Source organism: Phenylobacterium conjunctum (genome assembly GCF_042679085.1).
GTDB lineage: Bacteria > Pseudomonadota > Alphaproteobacteria > Caulobacterales > Caulobacteraceae > Phenylobacterium > Phenylobacterium conjunctum.
This window is the reverse complement of the sequence record NZ_JBHTLQ010000017.1, coordinates 66,061-82,513: the sequence shown is the minus strand read 5'-3', so window position 1 is coordinate 82,513 and position 16,453 is coordinate 66,061. Positions and strand designations below refer to the sequence as shown.

General features: G+C 70.2%; 17 protein-coding genes. 9 read left to right on the top strand and 8 right to left on the bottom strand.

The window, feature by feature from the left end; translation table 11 throughout:
• Nucleotides 1-165: 165 nt before the first annotated feature.
• A complete protein-coding gene (locus ACFQ27_RS09695; protein ID WP_377353449.1) occupies nucleotides 166-1,074 on the top strand; it encodes a tyrosine recombinase in 909 nt (302 codons plus the stop codon).
• Between the two features lie 167 nt (nucleotides 1,075-1,241).
• On the opposite strand, the gene ACFQ27_RS09690 is transcribed toward ACFQ27_RS09695, so the two are convergent.
• On the bottom strand, nucleotides 1,242-1,961 hold the full coding sequence (locus ACFQ27_RS09690; protein WP_377353448.1) for a glycine zipper 2TM domain-containing protein: 720 nt from the start codon (nucleotides 1,959-1,961) through the stop codon (nucleotides 1,242-1,244).
• A 211-nt stretch (nucleotides 1,962-2,172) separates the two neighbouring features.
• Here ACFQ27_RS09690 and ACFQ27_RS09685 point away from each other — a divergent pair, with 211 nt between their 5' ends.
• Nucleotides 2,173-3,135 carry an acetyl-CoA carboxylase carboxyltransferase subunit alpha gene (locus ACFQ27_RS09685; protein WP_374348357.1) on the top strand — a complete coding sequence of 321 codons (963 nt, stop codon included), beginning with the start codon at nucleotides 2,173-2,175 and terminating at the stop codon, nucleotides 3,133-3,135.
• Between the two features lie 7 nt (nucleotides 3,136-3,142).
• Here ACFQ27_RS09685 and ACFQ27_RS09680 read toward each other — a convergent pair whose 3' ends face one another.
• Together ACFQ27_RS09680 and ACFQ27_RS09675 are read right to left on the bottom strand one after the other, a co-directional pair.
• Entirely contained in the window at nucleotides 3,143-3,541 is a 399-nt protein-coding gene (locus ACFQ27_RS09680; RefSeq protein WP_374348359.1) for a response regulator transcription factor, read from the bottom strand.
• Nucleotides 3,542-3,558: 17 nt separating this feature from the next.
• Nucleotides 3,559-3,948 carry a hypothetical protein gene (locus tag ACFQ27_RS09675; protein ID WP_374348360.1) on the bottom strand — a complete coding sequence of 130 codons (390 nt, stop codon included), beginning with the start codon at nucleotides 3,946-3,948 and terminating at the stop codon, nucleotides 3,559-3,561.
• A gap of 207 nt (nucleotides 3,949-4,155) precedes the next feature.
• Here ACFQ27_RS09675 and ACFQ27_RS09670 point away from each other — a divergent pair, with 207 nt between their 5' ends.
• A complete protein-coding gene (locus tag ACFQ27_RS09670; RefSeq protein ID WP_374348363.1) occupies nucleotides 4,156-5,133 on the top strand; it encodes an NAD(P)H-dependent flavin oxidoreductase in 978 nt (325 codons plus the stop codon).
• Nucleotides 5,134-5,203: 70 nt separating this feature from the next.
• Nucleotides 5,204-6,868 carry an alpha/beta fold hydrolase gene (locus ACFQ27_RS09665; protein ID WP_377353446.1) on the top strand — a complete coding sequence of 555 codons (1,665 nt, stop codon included), beginning with the start codon at nucleotides 5,204-5,206 and terminating at the stop codon, nucleotides 6,866-6,868.
• A gap of 12 nt (nucleotides 6,869-6,880) precedes the next feature.
• Here ACFQ27_RS09665 and ACFQ27_RS09660 read toward each other — a convergent pair whose 3' ends face one another.
• Both ACFQ27_RS09660 and ACFQ27_RS09655 read right to left on the bottom strand, forming a co-directional pair.
• Nucleotides 6,881-7,888, bottom strand: coding sequence for a threonine aldolase family protein (locus ACFQ27_RS09660; RefSeq protein ID WP_377353445.1), 1,008 nt, complete (start codon nucleotides 7,886-7,888; stop codon nucleotides 6,881-6,883).
• Between the two features lie 39 nt (nucleotides 7,889-7,927).
• Nucleotides 7,928-9,073, bottom strand: a complete 1,146-nt coding sequence (locus ACFQ27_RS09655) for an epoxide hydrolase family protein (protein ID WP_377353444.1) — start codon at nucleotides 9,071-9,073, stop codon at nucleotides 7,928-7,930.
• Between the two features lie 128 nt (nucleotides 9,074-9,201).
• Between ACFQ27_RS09655 and ACFQ27_RS09650 the strand changes: the two genes are divergently transcribed.
• On the top strand, nucleotides 9,202-10,944 hold the full coding sequence (locus ACFQ27_RS09650; protein ID WP_377353442.1) for a PQQ-dependent sugar dehydrogenase: 1,743 nt from the start codon (nucleotides 9,202-9,204) through the stop codon (nucleotides 10,942-10,944).
• Here ACFQ27_RS09650 and ACFQ27_RS09645 read toward each other — a convergent pair.
• Both ACFQ27_RS09645 and ACFQ27_RS09640 read right to left on the bottom strand, forming a co-directional pair.
• Entirely contained in the window at nucleotides 10,941-11,114 is a 174-nt protein-coding gene (locus ACFQ27_RS09645; protein ID WP_377353441.1) for a hypothetical protein, read from the bottom strand. The two genes, ACFQ27_RS09650 and ACFQ27_RS09645, sit on opposite strands and share 4 nt — an antisense overlap.
• A 51-nt stretch (nucleotides 11,115-11,165) precedes the next feature.
• Nucleotides 11,166-12,179 (bottom strand): MerR family transcriptional regulator, encoded by a 1,014-nt coding sequence (locus ACFQ27_RS09640; protein ID WP_377353440.1) that lies wholly within the window; start codon nucleotides 12,177-12,179, stop codon nucleotides 11,166-11,168.
• Nucleotides 12,180-12,297: 118 nt separating this feature from the next.
• On the opposite strand from ACFQ27_RS09640, the gene ACFQ27_RS09635 reads away from it, so the two are divergent.
• The gene (locus ACFQ27_RS09635) at nucleotides 12,298-12,831 is read left to right on the top strand and encodes a cysteine dioxygenase family protein (protein WP_374348381.1); all 534 of its coding nucleotides are present in this window, start codon (nucleotides 12,298-12,300) and stop codon (nucleotides 12,829-12,831) included.
• A gap of 13 nt (nucleotides 12,832-12,844) precedes the next feature.
• Here the strand turns inward: ACFQ27_RS09635 and ACFQ27_RS09630 are convergent, their stop codons facing one another.
• On the bottom strand, nucleotides 12,845-13,438 hold the full coding sequence (locus tag ACFQ27_RS09630) for a TetR/AcrR family transcriptional regulator (protein ID WP_374348384.1): 594 nt from the start codon (nucleotides 13,436-13,438) through the stop codon (nucleotides 12,845-12,847).
• An 89-nt stretch (nucleotides 13,439-13,527) separates the two neighbouring features.
• Between ACFQ27_RS09630 and ACFQ27_RS09625 the strand changes: the two genes are divergently transcribed.
• From ACFQ27_RS09625 to ACFQ27_RS09615, 3 genes are read left to right on the top strand one after another with little or no spacing between them, the layout of a single operon-like run.
• Nucleotides 13,528-14,580 (top strand): DUF2855 family protein, encoded by a 1,053-nt coding sequence (locus tag ACFQ27_RS09625; protein WP_377353439.1) that lies wholly within the window; start codon nucleotides 13,528-13,530, stop codon nucleotides 14,578-14,580.
• 27 nt (nucleotides 14,581-14,607) lie between these two features.
• A complete protein-coding gene (locus ACFQ27_RS09620) occupies nucleotides 14,608-15,999 on the top strand; it encodes a carotenoid oxygenase family protein (protein ID WP_377353438.1) in 1,392 nt (463 codons plus the stop codon).
• 25 nt (nucleotides 16,000-16,024) lie between these two features.
• A complete protein-coding gene (locus tag ACFQ27_RS09615; protein ID WP_377353437.1) occupies nucleotides 16,025-16,417 on the top strand; it encodes a YybH family protein in 393 nt (130 codons plus the stop codon).
• The last annotated feature ends 36 nt before the right edge of the window (nucleotides 16,418-16,453 follow it).

Below are 16,453 nucleotides of genomic sequence, written 5' to 3'. Positions count from 1 at the left end.
GGGCCGGCCGGGCGAGGCGGCGCTGCTGGCCCTGTGGATCGCCGTGGACGCGGGGCCTGCGGGCCCGGCGCCCGGCGACCGCGTGCGGGTGATCCGGGCGCTCAAGTCCGCCGGCCTGGAAGCTGACGCCAAGGCCTTCGCCCTTGAAGGCCTGCTGGCCCAGAGATGAGTTCGGGCTGGGTCGAGGCCTTTCTGGAGATGATGGCGGCGGAACGCGCCGCCGCCCACAACACCCTGACCGCCTACGGTAAGGACCTGGCGGACGCCTCGGGCTTCCTGGCGGGCCTTGGACGCGACTTCGGATCCGCCACGGCCGAGGACATTGAGGCCTATTTCGCCGAGCTGGGCGCGCGAGGCCTGTCGCCGGCCACCGCGGCCCGGCGACGGGCGTCCGTCCGGCAGTTCTACCGCTTTGTGCTGGGCGAGACCTGGCGCAGCGACGATCCCAGCCGCCGGGTCGAGGCGCCCCGCAAGGGCCGGCCCTTGCCCAAGGTGCTGTCCCGCGACGAGGTCGACCGGCTGATCGCCGCCGCCGGTGCGCGGGATGGCGGGGAAGGGATCCGGCTCGCCTGCATGGTGGAGTTGATCTACGCCTCGGGCCTGCGGATCTCGGAGCTGACCGCCTTGCCGCTGGCGGCCCTGGCGCGGGACCCGGCCTACCTGATCGTCACCGGCAAGGGCGGCAAAGACCGGCTGGCGCCGCTGAACGCCCAGGCGCGGGCGGCGGTGAAGGCCTGGCTGGAGGTGAGGAAGGCCTTCCTGCCCAAGGGCGACAAGGCCAATCCCTGGCTGTTTCCGTCACGCGGCAAGGCCGGACGCCTGACGCCCCGGCGCTTCGCCCAGCTGCTGGACGAGGCCGCGGCCGACGCCGGGATCGACCCGGCGCGGGTCAGCCCGCACGTGCTGCGGCACGCCTTTGCGACCCACCTGCTGGAGGGCGGCGCCGACCTGCGGGTGGTGCAGAAGCTGCTCGGCCACGCCGATATCGCCACCACCCAGATCTACACCCACGTGGCGTCGGACCGGCTGACCGAAGTGGTGGCGACCAAGCACCCGCTGGGGCGGAAGAGCTAGTTCCGCTCATCCCGGCGAATGCCGGGATCCAGGTGACGTGCGCAACCGCTGACCGGAAGGCGAGCTCAAGAGCCTATACGGCTTGCTCAGAGCCATATGATCTGGATCCCGGCATTCGCCGGGATAAGCGGTGTGGGGTGGCCCCTCCTGGGGGAGGGGCCGTCGACTTACCCCGTAATCCGATACCGGCCCTGGCCATCGGGGCAGACGCGGACGTAGCGGACGTCGCCGGTGGCGTCGACCGGGGCGGGCGCCAGGCGGCAGCGGTTGCGGGAATAGTAGCGATAGTCGTAGTCGCCGGAGCGGGCGTAGCGGCTTTCGCGGTACGGCACGGTGTCGGCGTAGTTGTAGTAGTAGCCGGCCTGGTCGCAGCGGGCCTTGCCCGCGGCCTTGCCGACATTGGCGCCGATCGCGCCGCCGACCACGGCGCCCAGCACCGCGCCCTCGGTGCGGGCGTTCTTGGCGGCCACGTTGGAGCCCAGAGCTGCGCCGGCCAGGGCGCCGATCAGGCCGCCGGCGACGGTCTTGTTGTTCGACTGCTGGCGGCAGGGATCGACATAGGCGCCGGTATAGGCGGTGTCGCGGCCATAGCCGTTGGCGTCCCAATAGGCGGTGTCCCACACCGGCGCGGGATAGCGGCGGGCGTAGGCGCCATAGCCCCAGCGGGCGTCATAGGCGGCGCGGTCCCGCTCCCAGCGGTCGCGGCGGGCCTCATAGTCGGCGCGGGCGCGGTCATAGTCGGCCCGGCTCATCTGGTAGTCCGAGCGGTCGCGCAGATAGTCGCGATACTCCTGCTGGTACTGGGCGGTGGGCCGGTATTGGGCGAGGGCCGGGGCCGCCGCACCGAGGGCGACCGTCGCGACCAGGGCGATCTTCAAGGCTTTCATCATCGTCTCCATGGGGCAAACGGCGCGGCGCTCCCGTCCGGAGCCGCGCGAGCGTCTGGGGCGGGGAGTCAGCCATCACCGGCCGTTCCGCCTCCGCCAACGAAACGTCGCCAAGCCTGAGGGGTTGCAGAGCCGTGCAGGTCGCGGGGCTTGTGAGGCGGGGCCAACACGCCTAGTTTCCGGCCTCCCGACCACGGAAAAAGTCTCAGGCATGGCCGCGCATTATCTCGAGTTCGAGCGCCCGATCGCCGATCTCGAAGCCAAGATCGAGGAACTCTCCAAACTGTCCGAGACCGCCGGGTCCGGAAGCCTGGACAGCGAGATCGAGGCCCTACGCGCCCGCGCCAAGGAGATGCGCCAGGAGGCCTATGCGCACCTGGACGCCTGGCAGAAGACCCAGGTGGCGCGTCATCCCGACCGGCCGCACTTCGTCGACTATTGCGGCGGGCTGATCGAGGAGTTCGTGGAGCTGCGCGGCGACCGCAAGTTCGGCGACGACCAGGCGATCCTGGGCGGGCTGGGCCGGTTCCGCGGCCAGCCGGTGGTGGTGATGGGCCATGAGAAGGGCCGCGACACCGTCACCCGCGTGAAGCACAATTTCGGTTATGGCCGCCCCGAGGGCTACCGCAAGGCGGTGCGCCTGATGGAGATGGCCGAGCGGTTCAAGCTGCCGGTGATCAGCTTCGTCGACACCCCGGCCGCCTATCCGGGCATTGGCTCGGAAGAGCGCGGCGTGGCCGAGGCCATCGCCCGGGCGACCGAGAAGTGTCTGATGCTGGAGACGCCGATGGTTGCGGTGGTGACCGGCGAGGGCGGCTCCGGCGGCGCGCTGGGCATCGCCTGCGGCAACCGGGTGCTGATCCTGGAGCACGCCATCTATTCGGTGATCCCGCCCGAGGGCGCGAACTCGATCCTGTGGCGCGGCGCCCGCACCGCCGAGGAAGCCGCCAAGGCGATGAAGATCACCGCCCAGGACCTGATCGGCATGAAGATCGTCGACCGCATCGTGCCTGAGCCGGCGGGCGGGGCGCATTCAGACCCGGAAGCCGCCATCCAGGCGGTGGGCGACGCGGTCGAGCAGGAGCTCGCGGCCCTGGAGAAGATGGACGCCAAGGCCCTGAAGACCCAGCGCGCCGAGCGGTTCTACGCTATCGGCCGCAGCGGCCTGCAGTAGGCTTCGGTCAGGCCGCCATCGCCGGCTTGCGCAGCAGGCGGGCGACGCGCTCCAGGAAGTCCGCGCCGCTGAACGGCTTGGCCAGGGCGTCACGGGCGCCCAGGCCCACGGCGGTCTTCACGTCCTCGATGGCCAGCTTGCGGCCGATCAGCAGGATCGGCATGGACAGCTTGCCGCCCTGGGGATTGAGGGCGCGCAACACGTCCAGGCCATTCATGTCCGGCAGGTTCAGGTCCATCACCACCGCGGCGGGGCGGAAGGTCTTGATGGCCTCCAGGGCGGCGGGGCCGGTGCGGGCGATGTGGACCACGTAGCCGGCGACGTCGAGCCGGATCTGCAGCATCTCCAGGACCGCACGGTCGCCATCCGCGACGAGGATTCTCTGGCCTTTGGTGTCGAATTGCATCTGGGTCTCGATCCGGCTCAGAACAGGTCCAGGTCGCCGGCTTCGTGATCGTTCTCCTCCGGCTCCTCGCCGCCGAGGGCCGTGAACATGCGGTCGGCCAGGGCGCCCAGGGTGATGTCGCCGATGGCGCCTTGGACGGTGACGCTCATGTCCGCCGGCGCGCTTTCGCCCATGTGCCGGGCGAAGGCCGAGAGGTTGGTCAGGTGCTGGGCCAGCAGGTCGACCGTGTGCAGGCTTTCGAGCAGCTGCTCACGGTGCGGATTGGGCATGTCGGGCAGGATTTCGCCGATCAGCTTGTCCAGGTGAATACAGCGCGCGCCCGCCAACTCGATTTCCCAGGCCAGCACCTCAAAGGTCTGGGCGACACCCGCCTGCAACTCTGCTTTCACTTGGGCCTGCGCGGTCACTGTCGCCTCCATATGGTGGACGAAGGCTCTACTGTCGGGCTTAACGAGGTGTGAAATCAGGCTTCGCCACTGGCCGCTGCGGCGCCTTGTCTCACCTCACCCGAACTGGGGGGTGCGCAGGGAAAAGCCGCCCACCCCAAGCCGGGCCTTGCGTGACCCGACGTCGCCCGGTTCAGTGTGGTCCAAACAATCGTTTGGGAGAACGTCATGGCGTTGAAGACGCGTTTCACGGAGCTGGTGGGCGTTGAGCACCCCATCGTGCAGGGGGGCATGCAGTGGGTCGGTCGGGCCGAGCTGGTGGCCGCGGTGGCCAACGCCGGCGGCCTGGGCTTCATCACCGCCCTGACCCAGCCGACGCCGGACGCCCTGCGCGAGGAAATCGCGCGCTGCCGCAAGCTGACCGACAAGCCGTTCGGCGTGAACCTGACCATCCTGCCGGCCATCAACCCGCCGCCCTACGCCGAGTACCGCCAGGCGATCATCGATTCCGGCGTGAAGATCGTCGAGACCGCCGGCAACAAGCCGCAGGAACACGTCGACGAGTTCAAGAAGCACGGCGTGGTCGTCATCCATAAGTGCACGAGCGTCCGTCACGGCCTGTCGGCTGAACGCATGGGCGTGGACGCCATCTCCATCGACGGCTTCGAGTGCGCCGGCCACCCGGGCGAGGACGACGTCCCCGGCCTGATCCTGATCCCGGCCGCCGCTGACAAGATCAAAATCCCGATGATCGCCTCGGGCGGCATTGGCGATGCGCGCGGCCTGGTCGCCGCCCTGGCCCTGGGCGCCGAGGGCGTGAACATGGGCACCCGCTTCATGTGCACCAAGGAAAGCCCGATCCACCAGGCCATCAAGGAACAGATCGTCGCCAACGACGAACGCTCCACCGACCTGATCTTCCGCACCATGCACAACACCAGCCGGGTGGCGAAGAACGCCGTCAGCCAGCAGGTCGTCGCGCTGGAGCGTCAGGGCGCTAAGTTCGAGGACGTGCGCGAACTGGTGGCCGGCGTGCGCGGCCGCAGCGTCTATGAGGTCGGCGACAACGACGCCGGCATCTGGTCGGCCGGCCAGATCCAGGGCCTGATCCACGACATTCCGTCGTGCGCTGACCTGATCAGCCGCATGGTCCGCGAGGCCGAGGAGATCATCCAGGGCCGCCTGGCGAAGTTCGTCGCCAAGTAGTCTGGACACGTCTGAACAGCGCTGCGGATCATGAGGGGCGACCCCAAGATCCGCGGCGTGAGTCTCAAGCTTGCCTAAGCCTACCCCCGAAACCCCGACCGCCCCGCCGGCCGCCGCGCGAGCCGATCTCGCCCTGGTGCTGGGCGCTCTGCGGGCTGTGGCCGCCCGGCCTAATGGCTGGGAGCAGGTGATCGACGCCCTTGGCGATCCCGTCGGGGTTCCCATCGCCGAGATGGCGGCGCCGCTGCTGGAGCCGCCGGGGGTCGGTGTCGTCATGGTTTCAGCCACGGGCGCCGTCTGCGCCTGGAACCCGGCCGGCGAGGCGGTGCTGCTGGATCGCCTGGGAGCGATCACCGTCGGCTCGGCCCTCCACTTCAGTCCCGTCAATCACGAGGCCCTGGCCCAGGCGCGCCAACGGTTGGAGGCCGGTGTCGGCCCGCAGGTCATCGTCAAGTTCACCACCGCCGCCGACGAGGCGCCCTGCTTCGCCTATGTGACCCCGGCCGAGGCCCTGCCGGCCCCTTTGCAGGCCGGGGTGCTGCGGATCGGCGATGAGGTTCCCCGGCTGGCCATGGTGTTTCCGGCCGTGGACGCCAGCGACCGGCTTTGGGCCAACCTGCGGCGCAGCTTCGGCCTCACCGTGGCCGAGACCCGGCTGGCGGCCAAGCTGAAGGAAGGCCTGAGCCTCAAGGAGGCCGCCGCCGCCTTAGGCGTCAGCTTCCATACGGTGCGCAACCAGCTGCGCGCGGTGTTCGACAAGGTGGGCCTGACCCGCCAGAGCGACCTGGTGAAGGCCCTGACCGACCTGGGCGGCCTGGCCGGCGCGCTCAGCGCTGACGAGCCCATCGCCGCGACCGAGGGCGGGGCCGTGCGCGCCGCGCCGCCCTTGCGGCTGTTCGGACTGGGCGACCGGCGGATGGCCTGGCGGGAATACGGCGATCCGCGCGGGCGGCCCGCCCTGGTGGTGCATCAGGGCCTGGGATGCAGCGTGCTGCCGAGGGGCACGGACAGCCTGGCGCGGGACCTGGGCCTGCGCCTGATCTGCGCGGATCGGCCTGGCGCCGGGCGCAGCGAGCCCCATCCGGAGTTCAGCTTCGAGGCGGTGGCCGCCGACATGGCCGCCCTGTGCCGCAGCCTGGAGCTGCGAGACCTAAGGATCGTCGGCTTCATGGCCGGCGCGCCCTTCGCCCTGTGCCTGGCGGCCGAGCTGGGCGAGGCGGTGTCGAAGGTGATGCTGGCCTCGGCCCGGCCCTCGGGCCAGACGGCGGAGACCGAGGCGGACCGTCAGCACCGTATGGTGCTGTTCCGCCGCCGGCTGCTGCGCAACTCCTGGCTCTCGGACCTGATGTTCGCCCTGCTGCGCCGCCAGTTGAGCCGGGGCCAAGTGGAGCGGTTTGTTCGCACGGCGGCTTCGGCGCCGTCGGACGCGGCCTATCTCGCCGACCATCCCGGTGTCGTCGGCTATATCTGCGAGTACATCGCCGAATCCCTGGCGCTCACCAGCCGTGGCATCGCCGACGAGGTTAAGTGCGCCGCGCGTAACTCGACCCTGGACCTTGCGGGCCTCACCGCCCCGATCAGTGTCTGGCATGGCGCCGACGATCCCATGGCCAGCGCCACCCAGGTGGTGGAGTGGCTGGGCGGGCGCGTCGCCGAGACCCGGCTGTTCCCCGACGTGGGCCACTTCATGCCGCTGCGCCAGTGGCCGGAGATCTTGGGGTGGTTGGCGGAGTAGGCGGACGGCCGACTAGGCCAGCGACCGCAGCACCGCCGCCAGCTCGTCCACCGCCTCGGGCGTCGTCGCCCAGGAGCACATGAGGCGGACCGAGCCGTCGATGAAGCGGTAGACGAACCAGCCGGTGGCGTGCAGGCGGGCCAGGCGTTCGTCATCCATGTCGACGAAGACGGCGTTGGCCTCGACCGGGTGGGTGACCTTGAAGGGCTGGGCGGCGGCGAGACGCTTGGCCATCGCGTTGGCGTGGGCGGCGTGTCGCAGGATCGCTGCGTCCTCCAGCATGCCGATGAAGGGGGCGGCGTAGAAGCGGCCCTTGGAGGGCAGCTGGCCGGATTGCTTCAGGCGGGCGTCGAACCGGCGGGCCAGGGCCTTGTCGAACAGGACGATGGCCTCGGTGGGCGTCATGCCGGCCTTGGTGCCGCCGAACACCAGGATGTCGACGCCCAGGTCCTTGATCCCCTTCAGGTCGAAGCCGGAGGCCGCCGCGTTGGCCAGCCGGGCGCCGTCCAGGTGGACGCTGTAGCCCTTGGCCTTCACCGGGGCGGTGAGGGCCTGGATGTGGGCGGCGGCATAGACCGCGCCGTACTCGGTGGCGTTGGTGATCGAGAGCGCAGCGGGCGACTGCCAGTGGGCCTGGTCGCGGGCGGCCAGGGGCGCAGTGAGGCTGGCGGGATCGATGCGGCCCGAGGCGCCCGGCAGGCGGCTGATGCCCAGGCCGTGACCGAAGAAGGTCGGGGCGCCGGTTTCGTCGGTGGCGATGTGGGCGTGCTCATGGGCCAGCACCGCCTCGAAGGGCTGAACCAGGGTGGCCAGCGCGATCGAGTTGGCCGCCGTGCCCGAGGCCACGAACCGGACCTCTGCATCGGCGTCGAGCGTCTCGCGGATCAGGTCCGCCGCCCGGCGGCTGATGGCGTCGGCGCCGTAGCCGGGCGTGAACCCCGAGTTGGCCTTGATGAGGGCGTCGATCGCCTCGGGCGCGGCGGGGGCGGTGTTGTCGGAAGCGAAGTCGTAGCGGGCCATGGCGCCGTGTTTAGCCCCTGGCCCGCGTTTGTGGAGTCTTCAGGTGGTGCGGCCCCAGGCCTGGACGTCCTCGACGAACAGGTCCGGCTCCTCCATGGCCGCGAAGTGCCCGCCGCGGGGCATCTCGGTCCAGCGGACGATATTGTAGGCGCGGTCGGCCCAGGAGCGCGGCGGGGCGGAATAGAGCGGCTCGCCGGGGAAGTTCGCAAAGGCGGTCGGGGTCTCGCAGCGCTTGCCGTCTAGGTTGACTCCGCCCTCTTCGAGCAGGCCGCGATAGTACCAGGCGCCGGTCGTGAAGCTGCCGGTCATCACGTAGAGCATGATGTTGGTCAGCAGGCGGTCCTTGGGATGGGCCTGGTCCAGGGACTTGGTGCTCAGGTCCGACCAGTCGTGGAACCGCTCAGCGATCCAGGCGGCCTGGCCCACGGGGTTGCCGGCGCCAAGCCAGGCCAGCGACTGGGGCTTGGAGGCCTGGAGGCGGAAATAGGCCCCCATCATGTCCATCATCATGCCCTGCTTGGTCAGCCAGGCGATCTCGTCATCGGATTCCGGCGGGCCGGAGGGGCGGAAGCCGATCATGTTCAGGTGGATGGCGCGCACCGACTTGCCGTGGTCGAAGCCCAGCCAGGAGGTGACGAGGCCGCCCCAGTCGCCGCCCTGGGCGACATAGGACGAATAGCCGAGCACGTCCGTCATCAGGGTGTTGAACAGCCGCGCGGTAAGGCGCTGGCCGATGGGGCGGGCGGGCTTGGAGGAGAAGCCAAAGCCGGGCAGGGACGGGATCACCAGGTCGAAGGCGTCCTCGGCCTTGCCGCCGAAGCGGGTGGGGAAGGCCAGCTTCTCAATGGCGCCCCAGAACTCGTAGTGCGAGCCGGGCCAGCCGTGGGTCAGCAGCAGGGGCCGCTTGCCCCCGGCCTCGCCGACCACGTGCAGGAAGTGCAGGTCGAAATCTTCGACCCGCGCCGTGAACTGCGGGAAGCGGTTCAGCTCGGCCGCCGCGGCCTTCCAGTCATAGGCGCCGGTCCAGTGGTCGCAGAGCGCCTTCAGGTAGGCCGCGTCGCAGCCATAGTTCCAGCCGTCCTCGACGGCGGGGGCCACCGGCCAGGGATAGGCGCGGACCTGGTCCAGCACCGCATTGACCTCGGCGTCGGTCCAGCGGACCTCGAAGGGCTTGATCTCGGCCATGGCGTCTTCTCCCTGTTTGGTTGGCCGCAGTTGGGCGGCCTGCCGTGGGGGCCGTCAAGGCGTGCGCGCCGCTTGCCCCCCGGGCGGCGGCGTTTAGGGTGACCGGATTCGTTCCGGAGCCATTTCAGATGTCCCTACTTCGCAGAGCCGCATTCCCCAGCCTGTTCGTCCTCGGCGCCGCGGGCGTCCTGCTCGCCTGTGGGGCGGGCGGCCAGGGCCAGGCCCAGACCGATGCAAAGGCCGCGGCCTGCGTCGGCGACAATGGCGGGCTCGCCCTGCCGCCGGGCTTCTGCGCCACGGTGTTCGCCGACAATCTGGGCCACGTGCGCCATATCGCGGCGGGGCCGGACGGGACGATCTACGCGAACTCGTGGGGCGGGGCTTATTACCCCGGCTCCAAGTCGCCGGAGGGCGGCTTCCTGATGGCGGTCAAGGACACCAATGGCGACGGCGTGTCCGACCAGACCGCCCGCTTCGGCGAGACCGAGGCCGACGGCGCCAAGGGCGGCACCGGCGTCGGGGTCTATAAGGGCTTCGTCTACGCCGAGGTGAACGACCGGATCGTCCGCTATCCGCTGAAGGCCGGCGAGTTCGCGCCGCAGGCCAAGCCGCAGGTGGTGGTCTCGGGCCTGCCGCTCGGCGGCAACCACCCCATGCACCCCTTCGTCATCGACCCGAAGGGCCAGCTGTTCATCGACATGGGCTCGGCCACCAACGCCTGCCAGGCCAAGGACCGGGCGCCGGGCGTGGCGGGGAACGACCCGTGTACGGAGCTGGAAACCCGGGCCGGCATCTGGCGCTATGACGCCAACAAGCTGGGCCAGGTGTTCTCACCCAAGGAACGCTACGCCACCGGCAACCGCAACGGCGAGGGCCTGGCCTATGACGCGCAGGGCCGGGTCTTCGCCACCCAGCACGGCCGCGACCAGCTGCCGGGCCTGTGGCCCAAGCTCTATCCCGATCCGATCGCCGGCGCCGAGCTGCCGTCGGAAGTGTTGGTGCAGCTTAAGGAGGGCGGGGATTACGGCTGGCCCTATTGCTACCATGACGGCGTGAAGCTGGTGCTGGCGCCGGAATACGGCGGCGATGGCGGCAAGGCCGTGGGTCGCTGCGCCGACAAGGACCCGCCGGTCGCGGCCTTCCCGGCCCACTGGGCGCCCAACGCGCTCGCCATCTACACCGCCAAGCAATTCCCGGCCGCCTATCGTGGCGGCGCCTTCATCGCTTTCCACGGCTCCTGGAACCGGGCGCCCGCGCCCCAGGCCGGCTACAATGTGGTGTTCCAGCCGCTGAAGGACGGCAAGTCCGCGGGCGACTGGGTGGTGTTCGCCGACGGCTTCGTGGGCGCCAAGAAGGACCCCGGCAAGGCCGAGCACCGGCCTATGGGCCTGACCGTCGGCCCGGACGGGGCGCTCTACATCGCCGACGACGTGAAGGGCCGGATCTGGCGCGTGACCTGGCAGGGCGGCGCCGGCCCTGTGAAGCCGCAGGCGGCCGTGATGCCGGCTTCGGTCGCGGCCCCGACGGCGACGATCGAGACCGGCGGCGTGTCGGTCCCGCCTGGCTCCACCGCCGCCGAGGTGGCCCTGGGCGAGCGCATCTATCGCGGCCAGGCGGCGGGCGGGACCTGCGCCGGCTGCCACGGCGCCGACGCCAAGGGCTCGCCTCTCGGCCCCGACCTGACGTCGGGGACCTGGGCCTGGAGCGACGGCTCGGTGGAGGGCCTGAGCGCGGTCATCGCCAAGGGCGTGGCCGAGCCCAAGCGCTATCGCAGCCTGATGCCGCCGATGGGCGGGGCGACCCTGTCGCCGGCCGAGCTGAAGGCCGTGTCGTCCTACGTCTGGTCGATCAGCCACCCGGCGAAGAACTAGGCCGCGGGCTGCTGGGAGGGTGAAGGCTCTCCCAACTCGTCGTCGTCGTCATGGCCGGGCTTGTCCCGGCCACCCATGAACTCCGTGCTCGACGTCGTGGAGTGAACGCCGCCGCCGCGCCTCGCCTTGAACTTCAGGCGCGTATGGGTGGCCGGGACAAGCCCGGCCATGACGTTCTGGAGAAGGGGGCTCCCACCTCCCTCAGGCGCAGGGGAAGGGAGCTACGCCGCGGGCGGGCGGATGGCGATCATGCCTTCTGTCCGCGCCCGGACCTCTGGCGGGGCCAGGCAGGACGCCAGGGCCTCATAGCCCGGCGCGCCCGGATGGGCGGCCACCCGGATCGGCGGGCTGTGGTTGGCGGGGCAGTAGAGGATCGCCTCGTCCGGGCCGACCGCGGCCAGGTCGAGGACGGCGTTGGAGCGGGTCATCAGGATCAGCGGCCTGGCTGCCGGCCCGCGCCGACGCAGCTGGGCGACCAGGGCTTCCTGGGTGGCCTCCGACAGACCCTGTTCCACCATGTCGATGACCAGGGGCGTGGTGCTGGCGTCCTCCAGTTCGCAGAGCAGGGTGGTGAGCGCCTCGCTCGCCTCCGCGCCGTCGGCGACCAGCCGTTCGGCGGCGGCGTCGACCCGGGCCTTCAGGGCTGGGTCGGCCTCAAGCCGGGCGGTGTCCAGCATCCGCTCCATGGGTGCAAAGCGTCCGCCCGGCAGGGCCTGGGCGAGGGCGCGGGCGAGCCGGGTCTTGCCGCTGCCCAGAGGGCCGGTGAGGTAGGTGAGGGCCGGCAGGTCCCAGACCTCGAACCGCTCGCCGCCCCAGGGCCAGGGCAGGTCGAGGGCGCAGCTGAGCACGCCCGATGGGCGACCCAGGCGGGCGAGCTCGGCCAGGGCCGGGGTGCGGCCCTCGGTGAGGCCGCGGCGCAGGGCGGCGACCTGATCCACGGCGGCGGCCAGGCTGCGGGCCTGGACTTCCAGGGCGGACTGGTGGTCGGCCAGAGCCGCCTCCAGGCCCGAGGCGTCGCCCTTCAGCACCCGACCCACCTGGGCCAAGCTCAGGCCCAGCCGTCGTAGGGCGGCGATCTCGGCGGCGCGGGCCATCTGGTCGGGACCATAGACCCGCCAGCCGGCTTCGGTGCGCAAGGGCTTCAAGAGGCCGCGCTGCTCGTAGAGGCGCAGGGCCTTGGATGACACGCCCAGGCGGCGGGCGGCTTCGGAGGGGTTCAGGTGTTCGGCGTGCACGACTCGGGGGCTCCGGCTGTTGACGCCTTCCTTAGTCGGGGCGGCCCCAGGGGTCGGGTCAAGCGCCGTTTGCGAACCGCGGGCCGCCGGCGCAGTCTGGGCGGGAGGAGAGTCCCCCATGTTCGACACCGACCAGCTTATCGCCGACTGCCAGGCGGCCCTGTCTGACCCCAGCCCGAACAAGGCCGTGCGGGAGGTGGTGGCCCGGGCGGTGGCGGATCCCGAGGCCCTGATGGCGGTGCTGGGAACCCCGGCCAAGGGCGGGGTGCACATCCTGCACCGGGCCGATGACCTGACCGTGCTCAATGTGCTGTGGGCGCCCAAGGCGGTGCTGCTGCCGCACGACCACGCCATGTGGGCGGTGATCGGGGTCTATGCGGGGCGCGAGGACAATATCCTGTGGCGGCGGATCGCTGGAGACGCCGCGGGCCGCATCGAGGCGGCGGGCGCGAAATCCCTGGCCGAGGGCGAGACCATCGCCTTCGGGCCGGAGGTGGTGCACTCGGTGATCAACCCGCTCTCCCGGGTGACCGGCGCCCTGCACGTCTATGGCGGCGACTTCTTCGCCACCCCGCGCAGCGAATGGGACCCGGAGAAGCTGGAGGAGGGGGCGTACGATATCGAGCGCGTGATGCGGGCGATCGGGGGGTAGCGCGCGCGGCGCTCTAGGGCCGCAGCCCCCGCGCCAGGGCGCGGTTCATGTTGCGCACCAGGCCGCGGGCGGAGCCGGGGGGCAGTTTGCCGGAGAGTTCCAGGCTGACCGCGCCGTGGGCGGCGGCCCACATCATGTTGCCGATCTCGTCCGGATCGCCCGCCAGGACCCCATCGCTGATCAGGGTCTTCACGTACTGGGTCTGGGTCTCGTGCGCCCGTTGGGCGGCGGCCAGCAGGTCGACGTACTTGGCGTCCATCGGCTGGTGCAGGTCGAACATCAGCTTGTAGGTGTGCGGGTGTTCGAAGGCGAAGGTCACATAGGCCTCGCCCACCGCTGAGCCCTTGGCGCGCGCGCCCTCGGCCTTGGAATAGGCGGTCTCGAGCGCCTCGGCGAAGCGGTTGAAGCCGTTGGCGCGGACGGCGGCCAGGATGTCCTCCTTGTCCGCGAAATAGCGGTAGGGGGTCATCGGGCTGACGCCCAGTTCCGAGGCCAGCTGGCGCATGGTCACGGCGTCCGGGCCGCGCTCGGCGAACAGCCGCTCGGCGGCCTCGCACAGGCGCTCGCGGAAGTCCGCGACGTCGGACTCGGACAGGACGCGGGGCATGCCCACCTTTCGAAAACAAAACGCTTGCGAAGGCCTACAACTTACGAAATAAATTTACAACGTAAGAAAATTGCCGGGGATGACGACATATGGCCGCCTGGGACCTTCTGATCGACCGCAAGGATCTGCGTAAGACCCAGCTGAGCGAGGGGGCGGTTCCCGCCGATCTGGCCGACGGCGAAGTGCTGCTGGCCGTGGAGAGCTTCGCGCTCACCGCCAACAACATCACCTATGGCGCCATGGGCGACGCCTTCGGCTATTGGAAGTTCTTCCCGGCGCCGGACGGCTGGGGCCGCATCCCGGTCTGGGGCTTCGCCCGCGTGATCGCCTCCAAGGCCGAGGGGATCGCGCCGGGCCTGCGGCTGTTCGGCTACCTACCGATGTCGACCCACTTCACCATGCGCCTGGTCCCGTCGCGGGACGGCTTTGTCGACCGCGCCGCCCACCGGGCCGAGCTGCCGCCGACCTACAACGCCTACAACGCCGCGCCGGAGACCCCGACCGACGACTACCGCTCCCTGCTGCGACCGCTGCTGATGACCTCGTTCCTGCTGGACGACTTCCTGTCGGAGGACGCCGGCGTGAAGACCCTGGTGCTGTCCTCGGCCTCGTCCAAGACCGCGATGGGCCTGGCCTGGTTCGCCCGCCGACGGGGCCTGAAGGTGGTGGGCTTGAGCTCGCCCGGCAATCTGGCGAGCTTGGAGCCGATGGGCCTCTACGACCAGGTCCTGGCCTATGACGCCGCGGGCGGGCTGAAGACCGGCCCGGGGTCGGTCTATGTGGACTTCGCCGGAAACCGGTCGGTGACCGAGGCGGTGCACACGGCCCTGGGCGCGGACCTGGCGCGCAGCGTCATCGTCGGCGGCACCCACTGGGAAGCGCCGCGTGGCGCGCCCCAACCCCTGCCGGGGCCGCAGCCGGCCCTGTTCTTCGCCCCCGACCAGATCCGCAAGCGCGCGGGCGAGTGGGGGATGGAGACGCTGAACGACCGCTTCGCCAAGGGCCTGGCCGACTTCGTCGCCGGGGCGCCCTGGCTGAAGCTGGTGCGGCACGCGGGCGCCGAAGGATTGCAGGCCGCCTACACGGCTGTGCTCGAGGGCCGGGTCAGCCCGGACGAAGGCCATATCATCACGCCGGGCTGAACCGGCGGCATCAGGAGGAAGACGCACATGGACGGTGAGGTTCGCATCAACCCCTATCTGGCCGGCAATTTCGCGCCGATCCGCAGCGAGGATGACTTCGACCTGAAGGTCACCAAGGGCCAGATCCCGAAGGACCTGCGCGGGACCCTCTATCGCACCGGGCCGAACCCGCAGTTCGAGCCCCGCGATCCGAACTATCACTGGTTCACCGGCGACGGCATGATCCACGGCTTCCGGGTCGAGGGCGGCAAGATCTCCTACCGCAACCGCTATGTGCGCACGCCCAAGTGGGAGCTGGAGCACGAGCATGGCCGCTCGCTGTTCGCGGGCTTCAATCCCATGGCCTCGGACCCTATCGCCTTCGGCAAGGACGGCGGGGTCGCCAACACCAATATCGTCTGGCACGCGGGCAAACTGCTGGCGCTGGAAGAGGGGCACATGCCCTTCGAGATCGAGCCGGGAACCCTGAAGTCGCTGGGCTATGTCGAGCCCTATGCCGGGCGTGTGACGGCGCACCCGAAGATGGATCCCAAGACCGGCGAGATGGTCTGGTTCGCCTATGGCGTGGGCGACGCGCCCCTGTCCGACATGATCAGCTATGGCGTCACCGACGCCTCGGGCAAGGTCGTGCGGCGCTCGGACTTCCAGGCGCCCTACGGGGCGATGATGCATGACTTCATGGTCACCGAGAACTACGTGCTGTTCCCGGTCATGCCGCTGACCGGCAGCCTGGAGCGGGCCATGAAGGGCCTGCCGGCCTATGCCTGGGAGCCGGAGAAGCCGGCCTATGTGGGGGTGATGCGCCGTGACGCCGACGTCTCGACCATCCGCTGGTTCCACACCGGGGCCTGCTACGTCTTCCACCCGATGAACGCCTACGAGCAGGACGGCAAGCTGATCGCCGACGTGTTCCGTTATGACAGCGCCCCGCTGTTCCCGCTGGCCGACGGCCGCCGGGGCGACAAGTCGGCGGCGCGCCTGGCCCGCTGGACCCTCGACCTGTCGGGGGACAGCGATGCGATCCAGGAAGAGATGCTGGACGACCTGGACGGCGAATTCCCGCGCTTCGACGAGCGGCTGGCCGGCTCCGGCTACCGGCATGGCTGGTTCGCGGGCGACACGACGCGCTCGGGCTCGGTGAAGCTGAACTCTATCGCCCATATCGACCTGACCACCGGCAAGCGCTCGGTCTACGAGTTCACCGGCGGCGACCTGGTCAGCGAGCCGGTGTTCACGCCGACCAGTGACAGCGCGCCAGAAGGCCAGGGCTGGCTGACGGCGGTGGCCTGGCGGGCGGCGGAGAACCGCTCGGACTTCCTGGTGTTCGACGCCCAGGACGTAGCGGCGGGGCCGATCGCGGTGGCGGAGGTTCCGCGCCGGGTGCCCTTCGGCTTCCACGGCAACTGGGTCGCGGGCTGAGCGAAATCTGGCTAGCTTCGGGGGCATGACCGCCCCCGAAGACGCCATCCGCGCCCGCCGCAAGCTGACCAACAAGCTGATCGCGGCCAAGGACGCCCAGCGGCTGCGGCCGTTCTTTTCCAAGGATATGGTGCTGATCAGCGGCGACGGCGGCGTGCTGTCCGGCGTCGAGGCGGTGGTCGCCGCCTTTTCGGGCCAGTTCCGCGATCCGGGCTTTGTGAACTACGTCCGCACCTCGGGCGAGGTCACCCTCGACCAGGCCGGCGACCGCGCGTCCGAGCAGGGCTGCTGGACCGCCCTGTGGCGCGGGACCGACGGCGAGACGACCATGGCCGGCGCCTATCTCGCCGCCTGGCGAAAGGTCACCGGCCAGTGGGTGATCGAGCGGGAGCTCTACATCACGCTGTCGGAAGGGTAGGGGGGCTCCATTGGGTGGCGGCCTCCGTTTCCTTCT